We start from the raw sequence: 21,198 nt of genomic DNA on the forward strand, positions 1-21,198 counted from the left end.
GAATTTTAACACTAATTTGTGTATTAAGTGTTACAATTCACCCCTTCGTTAATTTTTGTCTCATTTTTTAACAAAAAAGCAGCCTAGATAAACTAGACTGCTTGATAGGTTTCAATACTATCTGCGGAAACGTGTGGTTTCGTATTTAGCTCTTGTTCTGACACAAACCTTTAAATCCTGTACTCTTGTATCAATGTCTCCGTCTTCAATTACCACATCGATGGATGAAGCCATATTGTCAATTAATAGATTATCAAAATCCATTACAGGTGTTGCCACCAGAATTTTGTATTTTTCCTCAAAGGAGTCGGTGTCTAAAAACTCTAAAAGGATTGGATTAATCTCCTGCTCTTCTTGTCTCTCCATATATGCTGTCCTCCTTGTTTTTTTATATTCTAGCGATAATTTGTGTAATAAATATGTCTTGCCAGATTGGCATTACCAAAATCTACGATTATTATTCCATAGCTGGTTTCTGGCTTAAGTTTATATTCCATTAGTAATTCATTTAGTGTCTTGGCGTAACCCCTTGGATGACCTATTTTACCATCACCGCTGGTACTTGTAAAATTAAAAAACCAAGTATTTTCATCAGCTTCGCAATTTTCTAAGCCATCTACAACAGCGTTGTATTTATCCTCCACAGAATATTTGTATCGGTCCTGAACCCATAGTCTGCAATTGTCGTACACATATAGCTCGTAAGGGATGTCAGAAGGTACTCTATTATTCTGCTCAGCCCAGCTCATGTTAAGACCGGTAATGCCAGTACCCATTTCATCCTCAAACCTGGTCATTAGAACAGCTCGTCCTCTTGCCTCTGCAAGTGTTGGAATTTCATCTTGGGTGTACCAGTAGTCTTTGTTAGATTTGAGTTCCTTTTGTAGAAGCTTTTGGATATCACTGACAGAATGATTATTGTCTTCTATCTTAATATTAACTATTACTGTTTCTGTTGGATGTTGCTGTAAGAATGTGTATAAATCCTTAGTTACATCATCGAAATAAAGATAATCTGAAAATAGATTGCCATCCTTGTGGCAGTTGGCAAAATTATGAACCAGCTTTAGCTTTCCATCGCTTTTTATATCGTCTATTGCAACTCTTAAATCCAGGTATCTATAGCCGTCTTCCAGCTGAGTAATTATATCATTATCCTGACATCTCATAACGTATCCTAGCATTACATTTGAGGCGGCAGAATCATGGGTGCCTGGTATTGTGATCTGTGATAGATATACCTCATCATCTATATACTGCATCCAGTTAGATGTATCGGAATATGGTGCATCCATATCAATCGCAAAATCAGCTTCAGTATTATCATCACTGACAAACAAGGCAATCAAAATTACTATTATGATTGCAATCATTGCTCCGCAGGTTATTCTAAAAATCCGTCCCTTCTCCATATGCATGCCCCCATTTCTTAAAATTATTCTCGATTATTTATTATTATTTTAGCATTCTTTAGTGACAAAGTCTTTTAGTTTCTTTAAAATATAGATTATGATTGAACGAAAAAGATTATTATCAATAGGATATTATAAAAAAGCTCCCTCATTTACAGGGAGCGATAAAAACAAATGTTATAAAATTGAAAAGTTTGTTGAAGAAGGGGCCGAAGAGCCTGTTTTTAAAGCCACAATGTGGCCAGGCCCTTACAGCTCGGAAAACACTCCTGAGGAGCAAAAGATTTCAAACACTGCGCCATTTACTGAAGAAGGACTTCAGCAGCTGGTGGACTGGATGAACGCTACAGAGCTCTAAGAGGATTTTGAAGCGCGTTTGTTTTCATACATATATGAATCGGCGCGCTTTACTAATGCTTTAAAATCTGTATCCTTATCGGCGTCATAGCAGGCATATCCAAGTGCCACACCTATATCGTATTCATATCTGTAATCCATATTTGCTTTAAGGATTTTAGCATCAAACTGCTTTTTCAAGCGTTCAAGATTTATATGCTCTCCTGCTGGAATAATACAGCAGAACTCATCTCCACCTGTTCTATAGCAATTTCCGTATTCGCCATAAACATCACCAAAGATTTGTGCAACTGTGGTAATGTATTCATCTCCAGCTTCATGGCCGTAGGTATCATTACATTTCTTTAAACCATTTGCATCTGCCACTACAGCAACTAGGCCATCTAAAGTGCTGCCCACCTTTGCATGACTTTCGAAAGCATTTCGATTAAAAAGACCTGTCATACTATCAGTAAGGGCAAAGGCCTCTAACTGTTTTGCTCTGCGTCCTTTTTCAATAATGACATTGGCATCATTGATCAAATCTCTTCCAAGAATAAATACAAATATAAAGAAGACGTAACGTCCGATTTTATCTGCATCTCCTAAATGTGTATAGTATTCTTTAAAATCTACAATGCATGCTAATAGGAATAAGGACAAGCCCACAACGCATATTTCATTCTGCTTTGTTTTTTGATTTCTGATAATCTGGAAAATCATTCCAACAACCAGATAGAGACCAGAAACAAATAGCAAAATCTGGACAAACACAAGTGTCTGCCTGTATTCCCTAATCTTAAGGAAATGAAGGGCTGTAAGCACCACAAACTGTATCATAGAATATAAGATAATTATATTTGTTATGAATTTGCTACGTAATTCCAAGTAAGCATCAAAAAACTTTACAAATGGTGGCACTACAAGCATCAAGCATAGATATGGTACAAGTGAATCTACCACCTTATTGTTCATCAGCAATGAAGACGCCTCCGTCTCATTGATCGACCATACTCCACAGAAAAAGGTGAAGTATGCTAAATACAAGAGCTTTCTATCCAGATTTTGTTTCTTGTACATAGCCATGTAATAAACAAAAAGACCAATACTTAATATAAGGATTACTACACTAATAAAAAATCTAGGCATAGATTTTGCCATTACATTGTTATACATTTCATAAGAGTTTCCAATGAAAAAGGTGAATTTCTGATCTTTAACCTCTTTATATATAGGAGCTATAGTAATAGCTACAAAATGCATATTTTCATTGATATCAATGAAATGAAAACCAGAACCAACAGATGAGGACCAAAAACCACCATCATTGGCAGTAGAATAAATTTCACGACCTGAGGTATATGCTGCTACCCTCTGATGAGAAGTGTAAAACATAATACCTGAATAATGATAATCAAAATCTGTTAAATCGAAAAAATATTCTGTAGAACCATCTGCGAGATGAGCTACAGAAAATGGTTTTATCTCGATATCTATAGTATCCTTCTTATCGTCATTAGTAGTGACATAACAAAGAACCATGATTAAAATAGCCATGATTAATGCAATTATATTTAATTTTTGAGCCCAATAGGCCATGTTTCTTTGTTTCATAACCACCTAACGACTTTCAAAAGTGTTATATATTATTATACCTTCACATTTTGTTCACACTTTATAACTCATTATACAGGCTACCCTTATACTAGTCAACCTATATCTAGAATCTTGGTAACTATACAGTTTTTTAAGACACAAAAACCTCCAGCTGCAACTGGAGGTTCGATAGTTTAGTAGATGAATTTCTTTATGTAGTTATAAAGCTTATCATTTCCAATTATGTAGCTGGAATGATCTTCGCCTTTTAAAATCAAAAGCTCTGATTTTGGGATATTTGAGGCAATTTTGACTGTCTCTTTTTCCTTAATACAATCTTTCTCTCCTGCGATAATCATTGCAGGAATGGAAATACGCTGTAGTTGGGATACATCAATATCTGGCTCCATTAACATCATTAAGGTTCTAGGATCACCTGTTTTTTTGTATTCCCTTTTCATTTCTCTTAAATCTCTATGGTGGATGCCCGCAGGATTAAGATTCGCTCCGCAACAAACTATTCTAGAAAGTAACTTGCTTGCCTTTATAGCCACCAAAAGGGCTACAATTCCACCATCTGAAAAACCAACTATTGTAGGGTATTCAATGTCCAGGGCTTTAATCAAATTAATAACATCATTAGCCATATCAACATAATGATATTCCTTTGGCGTAGCACTTTCGCCATGCCCTCTCAAATCCATGGCATACACGGTGTGTTCTCTGCCCATGGTCTTAACAAGCTCATCAAAAATATGATGGTCTTCTTTATTACCATGGATAAGAATAACCGGCGTCCCCTCGCCGGTCTTCTCATAGCATATGACCTGTGAATTTAACTGAATGTACATATTCAACCCTCTCTTAGAATTAGAATAAGAACTATTTCGCATCAATAACCTGCTTCATGTCATATAATCCTGCTGATTTTCCAGCTAAGAATTTAGCTGCTTCAACTGCCCCCTTTGCGAAAACACCCTTTGAATAAGCTGTATGCTTAATAGTGATTACCTCATCTAATCCTGCAAAAATCACTTCGTGCTCACCTACAATATTTCCGCCACGTACAGCAGATATTCCTATCTCGTTCTTTGGACGCTTCTCTCTTCTATCTGCTCTACCATATACATAATCATATTTTTCATCTAGTGCCTCGTTACATGCATCTGCAAGTGCAAGCGCTGTTCCACTTGGGGCATCTAGCTTTTGGTTGTGATGCTTTTCTACTATCTCAATATCAAAACCGGCATCAGCAAAAATCTGTGTAGCCTTCTTGCATAAATCAAAAAGTGTATTAATGCCAAGAGACATATTTGCTGAACGAAGTATACCGCATGACTTGCTAGCCTTATCTACATGTGCAATCATCTCCTCAGAAAGACCTGTAGTGCATAATACTACGTTTTTCTTATTGCTCTCGCAGTAATCTAAAAGATTATCTACAGCTGCTGCGTTAGAAAAATCAATAATTACATCGAAATCAACATCAACCTTATCTATAGAATCAAAGACTGGATAATCGTTAGCAACACCTGTAAATTTATCTACACCGGCAACTATTTGGATTTCCTTATCGTCTTTACACAAATCTGTGATAACTCTTCCCATGTGACCATTGCAACCATGCATAACTGCTTTAATCATTCTTTTCACCTCATATTCTACTTTTAACTAAGTTTATTAAAAGTCACTATAAAATACAAGAGCCAGAGGTTATTTCTCTGACTCTAATCTTAATACACTATCTGCTATTTCATATAAGCCTTCAGACATATTCTGGCCAGTAAGGATAACATTTGTAGCAATTGATTTACCCTCAAGAGCTCCTGTAATATCATCCTCGGACACAATGCCCTCATCCAATACTCCAAGAACCTCATCTAGTATAAGCAAATCGCATTCGCCTGTTCCTAATACCTTTCTGGCATAGTTCAAGCCATTAAGAATGTTAATCTTTTCTTCCTGCTTCTGCTCCTCTGTGAGATTCTCAAAGCCGTCCTTGGAACGCTCAAATCTGAAAAGCTTGATTTCAGGCTCAAGCTTTTCAAAATATTCTGTATTTGTCTCTGATTTAAGAAACTGTATTATAATGCACTTTTTGCCCTGTGATGCAAAGCGAATGGCATTTCCAAGTGCTGCTGCGGATTTTCCTTGTCCATTACCGTAGTATACTTGTATAGTTCCCTTTTCCATGATTCTCCTACTTTCTAATGCTAGCTCTCTTTCTCATTAGTGGATCAAGTATTCTCTTTCTAATTCTGAGAGATTCAGGAGTTACCTCCAAAAGCTCATCAACATCAATAAAGTCAAGTGCCTGCTCAAGGCTTAATACTCTAGGTGGTACAAGTGTAAGAGCCTCATCAGCTGATGATGAACGTGTATTTGTAAGATGCTTCTTCTTACATACGTTAAGCTCGATATCCTCGGCACGTGAGCTCTGGCCGATAACCATACCAGAATAAACCTTCTCGCCTGGTCCGATAAATAAAGTACCACGCTCCTGAGCTGAGAATAAACCATAAGTAACTGACTCACCAGTCTCGAAAGCAATAAGTGAACCCTGCTTACGATAAGCAATGTCACCCTTGTATGGCTCATAGCCTTCGAAAATAGTGTTGATGATTCCGTTACCCTTTGTATCTGTCATGAATTCTCCACGGTATCCAATAAGACCACGTGCAGGAATCTTAAACTCAATTCTTGTGTAACCACCTGTGATAGGTGTCATGTTCTGAAGCTCACCCTTACGCTGTGAAAGCTTCTCGATAACTGCTCCTGTAAATTCATCAGGAACATCTACATAAGCGCGTTCCATTGGCTCAAGCTTACGTCCCTTTTCATCTGTATGATAAAGAACCTCTGCCTTTGATACGGCAAACTCAAAGCCTTCACGACGCATGTTTTCAATAAGTACTGATAAGTGAAGCTCACCACGACCAGAAACCTTTAGTGAATCTGGTGAATCTGTATCCTCCACTCTAAGTGAAACGTCTGTGTTTAATTCCTTCATAAGACGCTCACGAATGTGACGTGATGTTACATACTTACCTTCCTGACCAGCAAGTGGACTATCATTTACAATGAAGTTCATTGAAATAGTAGGCTCGGAAATCTTCTGGAAAGGAATTGGATTTGGTGCATCAACTGCACAAATTGTATCACCAATGTGGATATCTGAAATACCAGAAATCGCAACGATTGAACCGATATTTGCTTCATCTACATCTACTTTATTTAATCCATCATATTCAAAAAGCTTTGAAATACGAACCTTATTGCTCTTCTCAGGATCATGTGCATTTACAACAATAGCATCCTGATTTACCTTAATAGAACCATTTTCAACCTTACCGATACCGATACGTCCAACATATTCATTGTAATCGATTGTTGAAATAAGAACCTGTGTAGGTGCTTCTGGATCACCAGTTGGAGCTGGAATGTAATCTACGATTGTCTCGAAGAGAGCTGTCATATCCTTATGCTCTTCGTCAAGACTCTTCATAGCATAACCTTCCTTGGCACTTGCATAAATGAATGGGCAATCAAGCTGCTCATCAGATGCATCAAGATCCATGAAAAGCTCTAATACTTCATCGATAACTTCATCTGGACGTGCCTCTGGTCTATCGATTTTGTTGATACAAACGATAACAGGTAAATCCAAATCAAGAGCCTTCATAAGAACGAACTTTGTCTGAGGCATTGCGCCTTCGAAAGCATCTACAACAAGAACAACACCGTTAACCATCTTAAGTACACGCTCTACCTCGCCACCGAAATCGGCATGGCCTGGTGTATCGATAATGTTAATCTTTGTATTCTTGTAGTAAACTGCTGTATTCTTTGAAAGAATAGTGATACCACGCTCACGCTCAATATCATTTGAGTCCATGACACGCTCTGCAACTTCCTGGTTCTCTCTGAATACACCAGACTGCTTTAAAAGCTCATCTACAAGTGTAGTTTTACCATGGTCAACGTGTGCAATAATTGCAATGTTTCTAATATCTTCTCTACTCTGTACTGACATAAAATTTCCTTTTCTACTGCATATCTCTAGGTACCGTAAAAACCCCTGGTCCTAGTCCGCTGGTTACGCTAACAAGTGGTCTTATAGTTTTTCAAGCTCCCGCAAGCCATCTCCCATTGGAGCCAAGGGAACCTCCCTAAAGGGTCCCTCCTTAACTCCATGGGGGTCTTCGTTCCACTTCGGTCGTTGCTAAGCAAAGGTCCACTGGACCTTTAGCAACCTCTTGCTCGCGCTTACCAACGTTGAGAGCCACTTGTTATCTACCAGCTCACTTAAAATCGTTATTTGGTAATTTAGAATACGTGGCAACATAACCTACGCGAGCGCGAGCAGGAGGGCCCCATACCGAGTGAGGAGCTACCGCACCGGAGCGGCAGTATGGGAGATGGCCTGCGGGAGCACGGAGTACTATGATGCCACGTTCAAAACTCTACGATTACTTAGTAGGAACGAGTTCGGTTTTGCCGCCCATGTATGGCTGAAGTGCCTTAGGGATGGCTACGCTACCGTCTGCGCGAAGGTTGTTCTCCAAGAATGCGATAAGCATACGTGGTGGAGCAACAACTGTGTTGTTAAGTGTGTGTGCGAAGTACTTTGTACCATCCTCACCCTTAACACGAATCTTAAGACGACGTGCCTGTGCATCGCCAAGGTTAGAGCAGCTACCAACTTCGAAGTACTTCTTCTGACGTGGTGACCAAGCCTCAACGTCGCAAGACTTAACCTTAAGATCTGCAAGATCTCCTGAACAGCACTCAAGTGTACGTACAGGAATATCTAAGCTACGGAATAAATCTACTGTATTGTTCCAGAGAATATCATAGTACTTCTTTGATTCCTCTGGCTTGCAGACAACAATCATTTCCTGCTTCTCGAACTGGTGAATACGATAAACACCACGCTCTTCAATACCGTGTGCGCCCTTTTCCTTACGGAAGCATGGGCTGTAGCTTGTAAGTGTATAAGGTAAATTAGCTTCATCATTAAGAGTATCGATGAACTTACCAATCATTGAGTGCTCTGATGTACCGATGAGGTATAAATCCTCGCCCTCAATCTTGTACATCATGGCATCCATTTCCTCGAATGACATAACACCAGTAACTACGTTTGAACGAATCATGAAAGGTGGAATGCAATATGTAAATCCTCTATCAATCATGAAATCACGAGCATAAGAAATAACTGCTGAGTGAAGACGAGCAATATCTCCCATTAAGTAATAGAAGCCATTACCTGCAACCTTACCTGCAGCATCTAAATCGATACCATTGAAGCGTTCCATAATATCTGTATGATATGGAATCTCGAAATCAGGAACAACTGGTTCACCAAACTTTTCGATTTCTACATTGCAAGAATCATCTGGGCCGATTGGAACTGAAGGATCGATAATGTTAGGAATCTTCATCATGATTTCCTCTACCTTATCAGCAAGCTCCTTTTCAACTGGCTCTAATTCCTTAATCTTCTGCTTAAGCTCGGCTACCTCTGCCTTTGCTGCCTCGGCCTCTTCCTTCTTGCCCTGAGCCATAAGAGCACCAATCTGCTTTGATGCCTTATTCATCTCAGAACGCATGTCATCAGCCTGCTGCTGTGTAGCACGTCTCTTGTCATCAAGCTCGATGACCTCGTCAACGAGGCCAAGCTTGTGCTCCTGGAATTTCTTTTTAATGTTTTCTTTTACTGCGTCTGGATTCTCACGTAAAAACTTAATGTCTATCATTTCTAATCTCCTAATCTAATCTTAGTTCTTCTTAGCAATCTTAACCTTCATAATGTACCAAAGCTGTGTTGCAATGAAGATAGATGAATATGTACCAGCAATTACACCAGCAAGAAGTGGTAATGCAAACTCTCTGATTGATGAAACACCAAGGATGAGAAGCATAAGTACCATGATTGCTGTAGTAATAGATGTTGAAATACTACGTGATAATGTCTGTGCTAATGAGCTATTGCAAAGCTCTGCAAGATTCTCGGCTGTCTCTGTTCTGATAGCCTTGTGGTTTTCTCTGATACGGTCAAATACAACGATTGTATCGTTAACTGAATATCCGATAACTGTAAGCATACATGCAATAAATGCTGAGCCAACAGAAATACGAGCGAATGCATAAAGCGCAAGTACAATAAGTACATCGTGGATAAGTGCAATAATTGCAGATGATGCAAATCTAAGATCCTTAAATCTGAACCAAATATAAACAAGCATGCAAAGTACTGCAACAATAACAGCGATTGTAGACTGGCTACGCATTTCACCTGAGATTGTAGATCCAATACTCTGAGAAGTGATTGACTCTTCCTTAACAGAGAACTTGCTCTCGAGCATTTCGTTAAGTGAGCTTCTCTCTTCAAGTGTAAGTGTACGTGTCTTGAAGATTGCCTGATTGCTTCCATCTACTGTTGTAGTCTGGATGCTTCCCTCGCTGATTCCAAGTGTATCAGCGATTTCTGGAACAACCTTAGCATCTAAATCTGAAAGTGAGTATGTCTCGTTGAAATCTACTGTTGTAGATGTACCACCTAAGAACTCAAGAGAGTAGTTAAGACCTCTACCATCCTTAGCCTTGAATATACCCATTGTAATAAAGCCTGCTGCAATAATTGCAACTGAAACTGTCATGAAGATGGCCTTCTTTGCTACGAAGTCGAACTTTGTAGGCTCCTTAGCCATTCCGTATGCCTTTGGTGAACGAACGCCAAGTGCATAGAAGGAATTCATAAGAATTCTTGTAATAACAAGTGCTGTAAACATTGATAAAACAACACCAAGTGCAAGTGTGATAGCAAATCCCTTAACTGTACCTGAACCAAGTACGCCAAGAACTGCTGCTGCGATAAGTGTTGTGATGTTACCATCTAAGATAGCTGATAAAGCCTTTGAGAAACCTGTCTCAATAGCTGAAATAACTGGACGGCCAGCCTTGATTTCCTCACGGATACGAGCGAAGCAGATAACGTTAGCATCTACCGCCATACCGATTGAAAGAATCATACCTGCGATACCAGGAAGTGTAAGTGTAATATCAAATGCCTTGAGAATGCTAATAAGCATTGCTGTGTAAAGTGCAAGTGCAAGTGAAGCAACAACACCTGGTACAAAATACATTGCAATTAAGAAGATCATAACTACAACAAGACCAACGCCTGCTGCAATAAGTGATGTACGAAGTGCATCTGAACCAAGCTGAGCACCTACCACCTGTGACTCTAATTCTGTAAGCTCGATATCAAGACCACCGATACGAATATATGAAGCAAGCTTATCAGCTGCATCAAAATCTTCCATACCCTCGATTACACAGTTACCATTTGTGATAGCTGAATTAACCTTTGGAACTGAAACAAACTGACCATCATAGTAGATACCGATTGTATCGCCTGAAGCAACTGCTGCCTTTGTAGCTTCTGCAAAAGCCTTTGTTCCTTCATCATCGAATGTAAGCTGAACTACATACTCTGTAGCATTTGTAGTCTGATTTGTCTGTGAACCAGCCTGTGAGCTCTTAACATTCTTACCAGTTGCGATAACAGAACCGTTATCAATAAGTGTCTGGATATCGTAATTTAATACATATCCTGGAACACCATTTTCATCTGTGCCGTAAGAATAGTTTTCTGTACCCTCGCTGTCTTTCTGAGCGATGAAGTAAAGTGTACCTGGAGTACCAAGCTCCTCTAAAAGAGCGTTAGCATCTGAAACACCAGGAATTTCTACTGTGATACGCTTATCGCCTACACGATAAACATTTGCTTCTGTTGTTGAGCTTTCTTCGCCCAAGTCATTTTCGATACGCTGCTGGAGCTTAAGGATTGTATCCTGCATCTGCTCATCTGTTGGTGTCTTACCAACTGCTTCGTAAGTGATGGAAACACCACCATCCAAATCCAAACCAAGCTTTAAGCTGTCTGCATTTTCCTTAATTGTGCCTGAAAGAACTATAGCTGCATAGTATCCTAATAACCCAAGGATTACTACAAACGCTACTAGCCAGGCAATACCCTGTCCCTTTTTTAAACGTTTCATAATCATTCTCCTATCTTATTTTTATGTGCTGAAATTTGTGTAAGCTTCGCTTACCAGAATGCTGTAAGATTGCCTTTAGTAATCTACTCACATTCCTGTTCGCTTTTGTGAACCTTAAGAGCAATAGCACATTCGATACGTTTTTTCTGTAGCTCACAGCCTACATGATAATTTCCAAGGATGCTTCCTGTGAAATTATAAGCATTTGCTGCGCAGCCGCCACTACAATAAAATCTAGCAAAGCAATTTCTACATTCTTCCTTTGCATATACATTGCAATGCTTAAACTGATTAACGACGTCTGTCTTCTGTACCCCATGCCAAACATCGCCAAGACAAAAGTCAGTGTTACCAACAAACTGGTGGCATGGATAAAGCTCGCCAGTAGGTGTTACTGCCAAATATTCTGTTCCGGAGCCGCAACCAGATAATCTCTTATAAACACAAGGGCCACCCTCTAAATCAATCATGAAGTGGAAGAAATTGAAATCTTCCTCTGTACCCTGGCGTCTCATCATCTCTGCTGCAAGATTATCATATTCTTCAAAAAGCTTTGGTAAATCTTCCTCGCGGAGTGCGTAGTCATCTGTTTCCTGTGCTACTACAGGCTCAACACTGATCTGCTTGAAGCCCTCATTGGCAAGATGTAACACGTCCTTTGAAAAATCAAGATTATTTCTAGTGAAGGTTCCTCTGATGTAGTACTTATCCTGATTTCTAGATTCTGCTAATTCCTTGAACTTTGGCATTACTAATTCATAGCTAGGTGCGCCCTTTCTGAATGGTCTCATAAGGTTATGAATCTCTGGACGACCATCGCAGCTAAGAACTACATTGCCCATTTCCTTATTAACAAACTCCTGAACCTCTTCGTTCAATAAAACTCCGTTAGTTGTAAGTGTGAAACGGAAGTTTTTGTTGTGTTCCTTTTCGAGAGAACGACCGTAGGCTACTAAATCCTTTACCACCTGCCAGTTCATTAAAGGCTCGCCGCCAAAGAAATCAACCTCAAGGTTGCGTCTGCTACCTGAATTAGCAACTAGGAAATCTAAAGCCTGCTTTCCTACCTCGTAACTCATAAGCTCACGCTTACCTGTGTGATATTCGCCTTCTTCTGCGAAGCAATATTTACATGCAAGGTTACAATCGTGTGTGATATGTAAGCATAATGCCTTAACTACTGTAGGGCGTGCTGAGAAATCTGCAATACGAGGTTCGTAATTGTCCTCTGTGAAAAGGGAACCGTCCTCAATAAGCTGATTTATCTCTGAACGAATTCCTTCGATTTCTTCTGCAGGAATTTCGCTATGATTCTTTTTAAGAGTTGCGACTGCATCCTCCTCTCCATGCTCCTGCCAGAGAGCTAATAATTCGTATGTAATTTCATCTACGACATGGATTGCGCCGCTGTTAATATCTATAACAATGTTATAACCATTGTTCTTAAACTGGTGTATCACTAAAAATAAGTCCTTTCATAAACGCACAATAGACCGTTCGCCCTATAATAGGGTGACCGGTCTTGTGGTTAAATAATAAAAATTGTTACAAGATTAGTTCTTGTGCTCACAGCTCTGGTTACCAACTGTGCAAGATGTCTTGCAAGCTGACTGGCATGATGTCTGGCACTCGCCACATCCGCCTTCTTTAACTGTGTTCTGTAATCTCTTAGTATTAAGTGTCTTAATATGCTCCATAATAGTTCTCCTTTTAAATAGATTTGCTCCTATGAGCTAAAAAGCTAGTGTAAATTATACTACAGGTAGCAAAAAATATAAAGTCTTTTCCTATTCAGCTACTACGCTTGTAGAATTTACTACTGCATTTTCAACACAAAAATCTGTAGCTTTTTCTGTAAGATATGCTAACTTGAAGTATTTTTCTCCGCCATATCCGTCAACAGAAAAATCCTTGTAGAAGGAATCTTCATCCTTGTAGCCCATCTGCGAATAAATCTTGCTGATGAAATCGCTGTAGTCCTTATCATCAACCTTTATGTTCTCAGCCTTGGCAATTGCTTCAAGGATAAGCTCTGTCTTTGTAGACTCTTCTACGTTTGCCTTAATCTTTGCTACCTCTTCATCATAATCATATCCCATAGAGGTAATGTAATCCTTAAGAGTGGTGCCGTATGCCTGATACTGCTTGTCCTGCATTGTAAGGATAAGATCAAGTCTTGCCTGAAGAAGATTTTCAGGAACTTCTGAAACCTTGCTGTTTTTAATGATTGCATTTAAAACTGCTGTTTCTGTATCGTTCTTAAGATTGCTCTCAAGCTTGCTGTTGTATGAATCCTTAAGAGAATCCATGTATTTATCTACTGTATCATAGCCGAATTTTTCAGATACGATATCATCTGTTAAATCCTTCTTTGATGAGATAGCCTTTGCAATGTAATTAACCTGGAATGTAAATACAACTGTCTGTCCTGCTAAATCTGCATTGCCATAATTCTCTGGGAAAGTAACCTCGTAAGCTACCTCTTCGCCAACCTTGTGTCCTACAAGACCTGTGGTAAATCCATCGATATAGCCCTGTGTCGAGCCTGCTGAACAGTTATTAGCAATATCAAGTGTCTGGTCCTCTGCTGAACCGCCATCAAAAGCAACCCCATCCTGTGAACCAACATAATCAACATTAACGATGGAATCTTCCTGGATTTCCTTTTGGCTCTTGTCCTCAACGAAAATAGCTGACTGAGAAATTGTGTCTGCTACATATTTATCAAAGCCATCATCAGTGTATTCGTACTCACCTTCAACGGTAACTTCGATTCCCTTGTAATCCCCCAAGGTTACGTAATCATCTACGTTATATTCAATTTCAGTCTGCTCTGCTGTAGATTCCTTTTTAGAATCCTTGCTGGCACTATCAGAAGAATCTGATTTGCCACATGCACTCACTGATAAAATCATTGTTGCAGCTAGAGCAAGGGCTAAAAATCTATTTCTCATGACATATCCTCCTTATTATGTACAAATCTTGGTTAAGTGTATCACAGAACCTGCTTAAAAGCAAAAAACATGAGCCTTTATCCACATAATATGGAAAGGCTCATGGATTAATTAACATTGCTTATTTATTTTTTGTGGACTGCTTTTTTTCCTTTTTTTCTTCCTTTTTTTCAAGCTTTGTACGCTCGTACATGACAGTCATTGTCTTAATCTTTTCTGCCAGCTCCTCTGTAAGCTCACCCTCTAACAATCGCCACTGCCAATTGCCAGTCTGAGTTCCAGGCACGTTGATTCGATTGTATTTGCCAAGTCCAAGATAATCCTGCATCTGGGCAACAAACAAAACTGCCACAGAGCTCATTCCGCCTCTAATCATGCCCCAATTGAAGCCCTCGGAACGTGAAATCCCAAGATAATTTTTAGCATAATCTCTGTCCTTCTTTTTAGAGGTCTTGTACCACTCCATAACTGTGGCATTGTCGTGAGTACCTGTGTAGCAGATACAATGCTTGTCGTAGGTGTGAGGCTGATAGTTGTTAGGCTCACCAGAATCAAAGGCAAACTCCAACACCTTCATACCTGGCCAATTGCTGTCCTTAAGGAGCTGAACAACGGTAGGTGATGGCTCTCCCAAATCCTCTGCGATAAACTCTGTTTTTGGGAACTTCTTATTAAATAGGCCAACCAAATCCATACCTGGGCCCTTCTTCCACTGGCCGTTCTTTGCTGTCTTATCCCCAGCTGGCACTGCCCAATATTCGTCAAAGCCTCTGAAATGATCAATTCTAAGGACGTCATAAAGCTTTGTGGCACCCTCAATTCTGCGAAGCCACCAACCATACTTATCCTTCTTAAGTGCCTTCCAATCGTAGCATGGATTTCCCCAAAGCTGACCGTCAGCACTGAAATAATCTGGTGGAACACCTGCAACCTCGACCGGATAATTTTCCTCATCAAGGCTAAAGAACTCTGGCTCTGCCCATACATCACAGGAATCAAGCGCAACATAGATTGGCAAATCGCCAATAATCTCTATTCCTAAATCATTGATGTATTTCTTAAGCTTTGCCCACTGCTTGAAGAATAGATACTGAATAAATACAAATAATTCAATATCCTCTGAAAGCTCCTTAGTATATTTATCAACTGCAGACTGTTTGTGAAGGCGAATGTCCTCTTCAGGCCACTCCTGCCAGCTGCGCTGTCCAAAATGCTTCTTTAAAGCCATGAAAAGGGCGTAGTTAACTACCCAAGGATTTTCTGATTTAAAAGCCTCTACTTCTTTAGCTGCCGCCTTATAGCCTTTATTTTTAGCCTTTTCCAAAACCTTGAAACGGCTGACATAAATCTGTCCGTAATCTACGTAACGAGGATTGGTTCCCCAGTTTTCCTTCTCGATTTCACTCTTAGTAAGAAGTCCATCCTCTACTAACATTTCCAAATCAATAAAATATGGATTTCCTGCAAAAGTAGAAAAGCTCTGGTATGGGCTATCTCCATAGCTGGTTGGTCCAAGTGGAAGCACCTGCCAGTACTTCTGACCTGAGGCCTTTAAAAAATCTGCAAAATCGTATGCAGCCTTACCCAATGTCCCAATACCATAAGCACTTGGTAATGAAGATATAGGGAGTAATATTCCACTACTTCTTTTCATTTTTAATCTCCTTTATATAAGTAAATTATAAATTCAGTGTTTCTCCTTCTCGAAGAGTAGTTGGAAGCGTAATGTGTTTATGTGACTTGCCTCCAATAATATCAACTAATAGCTTTACTGCCTCGCACCCCATTTTTTCCATAGGCTGACATAGGGTAGACAGGACTGGATTCATATACTCCGAAGCTTCGATTCCATCGATGGCAATAAGTGCCACGTCCTCAGGAATCTTTTTACCTGCCTCCTTCAAAGCCTTCATAGCTCCCATAGCCATGTTGTCAGAGATGGCAAATACAGCTGTGAAATCTCTATCCTTTTTAAGCCACTTTTTCATGCCTTCATAGGAATCTGCAATATTGTAGCTATTAATTTCTATTATTAATTCCTTATCCAGCGCCAGACCAAAATCCTTTAAGGCTCTTTCATAGCCTGCATATCTAACCTGACTGACAGAACCATCGTCTGTGCCCGACAATAGCACTGCTATCTTCCTGTGGCCCTGCTTGTACAAAGCCTCCACTGCATCATAAGCAGCCTGATTATCATCAATACAAACGCTGGAATAATCAGCCTTGTCCAGGTCTCCATACTGATTGCTAAAGGTACAGCAAACATAAGGTACATTGATGCAATGCATCTGCTCCTTGGTGTAATCAAGCTTTCCACCAAGAAGTATTAAACCCTGTAAACGCTTGTCCCTTTCCATCATTGCAGCTGTCATGATTTCATTATCTGATGCACCGATTTGCTGCATAACCATGGTATAACCTGCTTTTTCAATCTTGCTACCAATGGTGGTAATAATCTTTGTGTAGAAGGGGTTGGACATTCCTCGTACAACAACTCCTATGTTGTCGGAAGACGCCTTGCCTAGCTCTCGGGCGCTCGTGTTTGGAATGTAGCTATATTTTTCAACAACATCAAGCACCTGCTCTTTAGCCTTTTTACTGACATCAGGATGATTGTTAAGCACACGAGATACGGTGCTTACACTAACTCCCGCAAGTCTTGCAATATCTTTAATTGTCATTTTTTATACCTGAATTATTATGAATTTTAATAGATGGAAACGTTTCTGGTAACGTTTCCAGTTTACCCTTAAAATCATAAAGCAAACCCTACGCTACGTCAATAACGTATTTTCATTTCTACCATAACACACAAATTTTTAGAATTCTTATCGTGCAATTTACACAATATTCTCTGGCAAGGTGGGATTTATAAAGGATTTTGAAAATATCCATCAGATTCGTTATTTTTATAAAATTATTTTATATAAATCACATTTTTTTAATAGTTTGAGTGTATAGTAATAAGCACTCACAGGTATTAATCGATTTAGTTCGAAAGGAGTATGTTTTATATGAAAGTATTAAAGCGATTATTTAGTGTAGCTCTTGCTCTTACATTAATGTTCTCGGCTTCTTTGATGCTTACACTTCCTAATGTTCAGGCAAAAGCTACTTCGGTAACAATTGGTGGTGTCTTAATCCAGGGTGCTGAGGTTGTTGTGGCATCAGCAGGTACTGTGGCATCGGATGATGGAATGTATCATTTGGTGGCAAGCGATGCAGCTCAGGTCGCCCCTGCCGGAATAGATGTAGCACAGCAGCCAGTTTCTGCTGCAGCTTCCTTTACAGTTCCACTTGGTAAAGATACAGATAATTCTATGCTCTTCAAGAAATTCACAATTTGTGTAATGAAGGGCGGTGCTTTGACACCCGCTTCTAACAGCATGTATATTACAAATCCAGAAGCATGCGCCAGCTTTGCTCCTGCAAGAATGGATTACGGTAAAAAGGGAATTCTTCCTGATCTTCTTACATCTGTTGCTAATAAAAATCAGCCAGCAGATTTAGGTGTTAAGCAGATTAACCTTAATCTCCCTCTTTCAAAGATAGGAAATCTTGCTGGATATGATTTTTCAGTTCGTAAATACAATAGTCGGGGTATACAGGTAAATATGATTATCCTTGTAGATGGAAATACACCTGGACAGTTCGTAAATCCATACTCTATGGACGGCTGGGGCGCTCACAATAATTACGGCTTAAATGCTCACACCTCAGAAGGCGCTGCTGCACTTGCAACTGCTGCAAGCTATGTTGCAAAGCATTATTCTGGTATTGGTTACGGACAGGTAGATAACTTTATTATAGGAAACGAAGTAAATGCATGGTGGCTTTGGAACTACATGAACTGTGGGTCAAATGATGTTTTCATGCAGGAATATGCTAACGCATTTAGAGTTATGTACAATGGTATTAAATCTGAAAATGCAACTGCTAATGTTTACGCATGCATCGACCACCAGTGGGCTCGCGCAGAGGCAAGCTATTACATTTCAGGCAAAGAATTCATTACAAAATTTAATTCCATTACAAAGAGTCAGGGAAATATTGATTGGAGAGTTGCTGTTCATCCTTACAATGCACCTCTTTATGCTGCAGGTGCATGGCAGACAGGAAAAAATGTTTCCCACAGCCAGAATTCGCCATACATAACAATGGCCAATCTTGATGTATTAACAGATTTTATGTGTACACCTGATATGCTTTCACCTACAGGTGCTGTTCGTACAGTTAAATGTTCAGAGGTGGGATATTCAAGTGCAAACGGAGAGGCTGCACAGGCTGCCGATTTAGTATACGCTTATCTATCGGCTGAGAATAACAGATATATTGATGGACTTGTTATTTCAAGAGAATCTGACCACGCCTTTGATATTCAGCAGGGCATGGCTTCTGGAATCACAAATCTTGATGGTTCTCACAAGATGGCATACGACTTCTACAAAAATGTAACTGATCCTAACGTGATTGCACAGGCTAGTCAGGCCGCTGGTGTAGATCTTACTACCCAGATTACGCCACGATAATAGATATACAAAACCGCCATGCCTTACTCAATTAATAAGGCGTGGCGGTTATTTTGTAAAGGCTGAAAATATGTCCACCTGAGACGCCATTTTCTTTAGCTCGGATAGGTGCTCATGCATATATTTTTCAAGTTCGCCGACTTCGATTTCTGCGAAGCCAGCGTTCTTTAATATTTTGCACTCTGGAATGCGACCTTCCGCCTGGCGTACCCCGTCATCAAAAGTGACGAAGGCATATTTTTCGCCTTTTTCATTTTGGCATATCGCCGAAACAGACATGTTAAGTTCACCTTCATTGTACTTTTCCATAGCTTCCCCGTTCTATAGACAAAACAATTGAATTACTTTACTGCTGCGATTTCATCCTCAAGCCAAGCAACCACTTCATCTAATCCTTCGCCAGTCTTACCACTGACGAAGAAAATCTTGGCATTTGGATTAAGCTTAAGGATTCTTTCAGTAACCTTTTCCTTACTGAAATCAAAATATTCAAGTGTATCAATTTTGTTGATAAGAACTACATCACTGATTTCAAACATAAGAGGATACTTAAGAGGCTTATCATCTCCTTCTGGAACTGATAAAAGCATTAAGTTTTTATTTGCTCCAACATCAAATTCTGCTGGGCAAACAAGATTGCCAATGTTTTCGAGGATAAGCAAATCATAATCAGTAGTGTCGTATTCTACTAATGCACGACTTGTCATATCAGCATCGATGTGGCAAAGTCCCATATTGTGAATTTGGATTGACTGAACGCCAGTAGCATCTGCTACACGCTGAGCATCGATACTTGTCTCGATATCAACATCCATTTCACCAATCTTATATTTATCTTTCATTCTATTAATAATAGCGGAAAGTGTTGTTGTCTTTCCTGAGCCTGGACCTGACATTACATTTAAGAAAAATGTTCCCTGCTCCTTCATTTGAGTTCTGATAGCTTCGGCTGCTGCATCATTTTCTGCAAAAACGCTCTCGCCGATTTCAATTACTTTAACTTCACCCATTTTAAATACTCCTAAAAATAGTCATACGGCTCTACTTTAAGCCTGTATGACTATTATATCCCATAAAGGCACTAAAAAACCACCTTTATTTCAGTACCCACACACAGTTCATGCATTTATATATATTGAGTAAAATATAAAAAAGCCAGCGTAAATGCTGGCTGATAATTCGGGGAGTGCGACCAAAGTTACCCTTGGTCGCTGAGTTATGAAAAATTTGGTATTAGCTTTTCGCTAGTACGTATAAGAATATAACATGATATAAAAAAATACGCAAGAGTTTTTTCATACTTTTTTCACAATTTTTGTTTTTTTCTTGTTTTTAACGTTTCGCGCAAGTGTTGATTTTTCAATGCTTTAGCATGGTAAAGAAAATATGGTTTCTAATTACGCCACAATTGGCCCTTAACGTAGTCAATAAAATCCAGTGCCACATCGCTAATTTTTCCAGCGCTGTTTTTTAGGACTCCAAATTGGATTTCTCCACCGTCACTTTTCAGTCTAAGCCCTGGTCTTACACCTAAATCATAGCTATTAAAACTATCCGCGCTAAGGTTAGCTAATGAATTTTTTTCCAGAAATGCATGCATGACATAATCACTGTTAGTTATGACAGCAATATCGTCCTTTATAGTTACAGGCTCCCCATCTTCGGTGTGCCACATTCCATTTCTGAAGTAATCATCCTGCTCAGACTGAATGAACTTCATGTTGTGAATACTATCAACAGTCTTCTCAAGCTTGCCTACAGTATCATCCGGCTGAAAATATACCATACCGTCTACAGATTTCAACTTTTCAAATGTTAGCTGATATTTTTTCAGCTCATATTCAAACTGCAATCTTATTTCTGGGAAAACATATACAAAGCCTATCTCATCTTCCATAAGACGTACCCTATTTACAATGTTGGATGTGGTGTCAGCATGAAATGAATAACAGACATCAATATCCTTGTGAAGCTCATAAAACTGAGAAAAACAATTAGCCAACCATGAACTATGATTGGCACTGATTTTAACCATATTTTTTTGATGCTTAATACTATCGGTTTCTAAGGATGCAAAATCCAACACCAGCTTGCTGGCACGACTGTGAAAGCGGGTGCCTTCAGGTGTGAGGGCTATGCCCTTTCCCTCTCGCTTAAATAGCTGATATCCAAGTTCATTTTCCAAGGCTGCTATAACCTTGCTTACACTGGATTGTGTTGTATAAAGTACTTTGGCTGCCTCGCTAAATGATTTAACATCAGCTGCAACCACAAAATACTTTAGCTGCTTAATCTCCATATT

General features: G+C 39.4%; 19 protein-coding genes. 2 read left to right on the forward strand and 17 right to left on the reverse strand.

What is annotated here, in order from left to right; translation table 11 throughout:
• Positions 1–117: 117 nt before the first annotated feature.
• Positions 118–366: a hypothetical protein gene (locus BM097_RS03365; protein WP_090545912.1), complete on the reverse strand. Its 249-nt coding sequence runs from the start codon at positions 364–366 to the stop codon at positions 118–120.
• Between the two features lie 29 nt (positions 367–395).
• Positions 396–1,412 (reverse strand): phosphatidylinositol-specific phospholipase C domain-containing protein, encoded by a 1,017-nt coding sequence (locus BM097_RS03370; protein WP_177197352.1) that lies wholly within the window; start codon positions 1,410–1,412, stop codon positions 396–398.
• Positions 1,413–1,509: 97 nt separating this feature from the next.
• On the opposite strand from BM097_RS03370, the gene BM097_RS03375 reads away from it, so the two are divergent.
• Complete coding sequence (locus tag BM097_RS03375) at positions 1,510–1,770, forward strand: hypothetical protein (protein WP_090545915.1); 261 nt, start codon at positions 1,510–1,512, stop codon at positions 1,768–1,770.
• Here the strand turns inward: BM097_RS03375 and BM097_RS03380 are convergent.
• The 12 genes from BM097_RS03380 to BM097_RS03435 form a co-directional block, all read right to left on the reverse strand.
• Positions 1,767–3,362: a GGDEF domain-containing protein gene (locus BM097_RS03380; protein ID WP_090545917.1), complete on the reverse strand. Its 1,596-nt coding sequence runs from the start codon at positions 3,360–3,362 to the stop codon at positions 1,767–1,769. The genes BM097_RS03375 and BM097_RS03380 overlap by 4 nt on opposite strands.
• A 176-nt stretch (positions 3,363–3,538) precedes the next feature.
• Positions 3,539–4,195, reverse strand: coding sequence for an alpha/beta fold hydrolase (locus tag BM097_RS03385; protein WP_090545919.1), 657 nt, complete (start codon positions 4,193–4,195; stop codon positions 3,539–3,541).
• 31 nt (positions 4,196–4,226) lie between these two features.
• Positions 4,227–4,988 carry a 4-hydroxy-tetrahydrodipicolinate reductase gene (dapB, locus tag BM097_RS03390; protein WP_090545921.1) on the reverse strand — a complete coding sequence of 254 codons (762 nt, stop codon included), beginning with the start codon at positions 4,986–4,988 and terminating at the stop codon, positions 4,227–4,229.
• Between the two features lie 69 nt (positions 4,989–5,057).
• Positions 5,058–5,537, reverse strand: coding sequence for a cob(I)yrinic acid a,c-diamide adenosyltransferase (locus BM097_RS03395; protein WP_090545923.1), 480 nt, complete (start codon positions 5,535–5,537; stop codon positions 5,058–5,060).
• A 7-nt stretch (positions 5,538–5,544) separates the two neighbouring features.
• Positions 5,545–7,377 carry a translational GTPase TypA gene (typA, locus tag BM097_RS03400; protein WP_090545925.1) on the reverse strand — a complete coding sequence of 611 codons (1,833 nt, stop codon included), beginning with the start codon at positions 7,375–7,377 and terminating at the stop codon, positions 5,545–5,547.
• 436 nt (positions 7,378–7,813) lie between these two features.
• Positions 7,814–9,103 (reverse strand): serine--tRNA ligase, encoded by a 1,290-nt coding sequence (serS, locus tag BM097_RS03405; RefSeq protein WP_090545927.1) that lies wholly within the window; start codon positions 9,101–9,103, stop codon positions 7,814–7,816.
• A 21-nt stretch (positions 9,104–9,124) separates the two neighbouring features.
• Positions 9,125–11,410 carry a protein translocase subunit SecD gene (gene secD, locus BM097_RS03410; protein WP_090545928.1) on the reverse strand — a complete coding sequence of 762 codons (2,286 nt, stop codon included), beginning with the start codon at positions 11,408–11,410 and terminating at the stop codon, positions 9,125–9,127.
• Between the two features lie 83 nt (positions 11,411–11,493).
• Positions 11,494–12,870, reverse strand: a complete 1,377-nt coding sequence (gene scfB, locus BM097_RS03415; RefSeq protein WP_090545930.1) for a thioether cross-link-forming SCIFF peptide maturase — start codon at positions 12,868–12,870, stop codon at positions 11,494–11,496.
• Between the two features lie 93 nt (positions 12,871–12,963).
• The gene (gene scfA, locus BM097_RS03420; RefSeq protein WP_033151787.1) at positions 12,964–13,107 is read right to left on the reverse strand and encodes a six-cysteine ranthipeptide SCIFF; all 144 of its coding nucleotides are present in this window, start codon (positions 13,105–13,107) and stop codon (positions 12,964–12,966) included.
• Between the two features lie 90 nt (positions 13,108–13,197).
• Positions 13,198–14,364, reverse strand: coding sequence for a trigger factor (gene tig, locus BM097_RS03425; protein ID WP_090545932.1), 1,167 nt, complete (start codon positions 14,362–14,364; stop codon positions 13,198–13,200).
• 121 nt (positions 14,365–14,485) lie between these two features.
• A complete protein-coding gene (gene malQ / locus BM097_RS03430; RefSeq protein WP_090545933.1) occupies positions 14,486–16,018 on the reverse strand; it encodes a 4-alpha-glucanotransferase in 1,533 nt (510 codons plus the stop codon).
• Positions 16,019–16,043: 25 nt separating this feature from the next.
• Positions 16,044–17,048 (reverse strand): LacI family DNA-binding transcriptional regulator, encoded by a 1,005-nt coding sequence (locus BM097_RS03435; protein ID WP_090545935.1) that lies wholly within the window; start codon positions 17,046–17,048, stop codon positions 16,044–16,046.
• 333 nt (positions 17,049–17,381) lie between these two features.
• Here BM097_RS03435 and BM097_RS03440 point away from each other — a divergent pair, with 333 nt between their 5' ends.
• Entirely contained in the window at positions 17,382–18,896 is a 1,515-nt protein-coding gene (locus BM097_RS03440; RefSeq protein WP_090545937.1) for a DUF5722 domain-containing protein, read from the forward strand.
• A 48-nt stretch (positions 18,897–18,944) separates the two neighbouring features.
• Here BM097_RS03440 and BM097_RS03445 read toward each other — a convergent pair whose 3' ends face one another.
• The 3 genes from BM097_RS03445 to BM097_RS03455 form a co-directional block, all read right to left on the reverse strand.
• Positions 18,945–19,205, reverse strand: coding sequence for a hypothetical protein (locus BM097_RS03445; RefSeq protein WP_090545940.1), 261 nt, complete (start codon positions 19,203–19,205; stop codon positions 18,945–18,947).
• 32 nt (positions 19,206–19,237) lie between these two features.
• The gene (gene hypB, locus BM097_RS03450; RefSeq protein ID WP_090545942.1) at positions 19,238–19,906 is read right to left on the reverse strand and encodes a hydrogenase nickel incorporation protein HypB; all 669 of its coding nucleotides are present in this window, start codon (positions 19,904–19,906) and stop codon (positions 19,238–19,240) included.
• 383 nt (positions 19,907–20,289) lie between these two features.
• A complete protein-coding gene (locus BM097_RS03455; protein WP_090545944.1) occupies positions 20,290–21,195 on the reverse strand; it encodes a LysR family transcriptional regulator in 906 nt (301 codons plus the stop codon).
• Positions 21,196–21,198: the final 3 nt, after the last annotated feature.

Origin of the sequence: Pseudobutyrivibrio sp. OR37 (genome assembly GCF_900113655.1) — a bacterium.
In the GTDB taxonomy this organism is placed as follows: domain Bacteria; phylum Bacillota; class Clostridia; order Lachnospirales; family Lachnospiraceae; genus Pseudobutyrivibrio.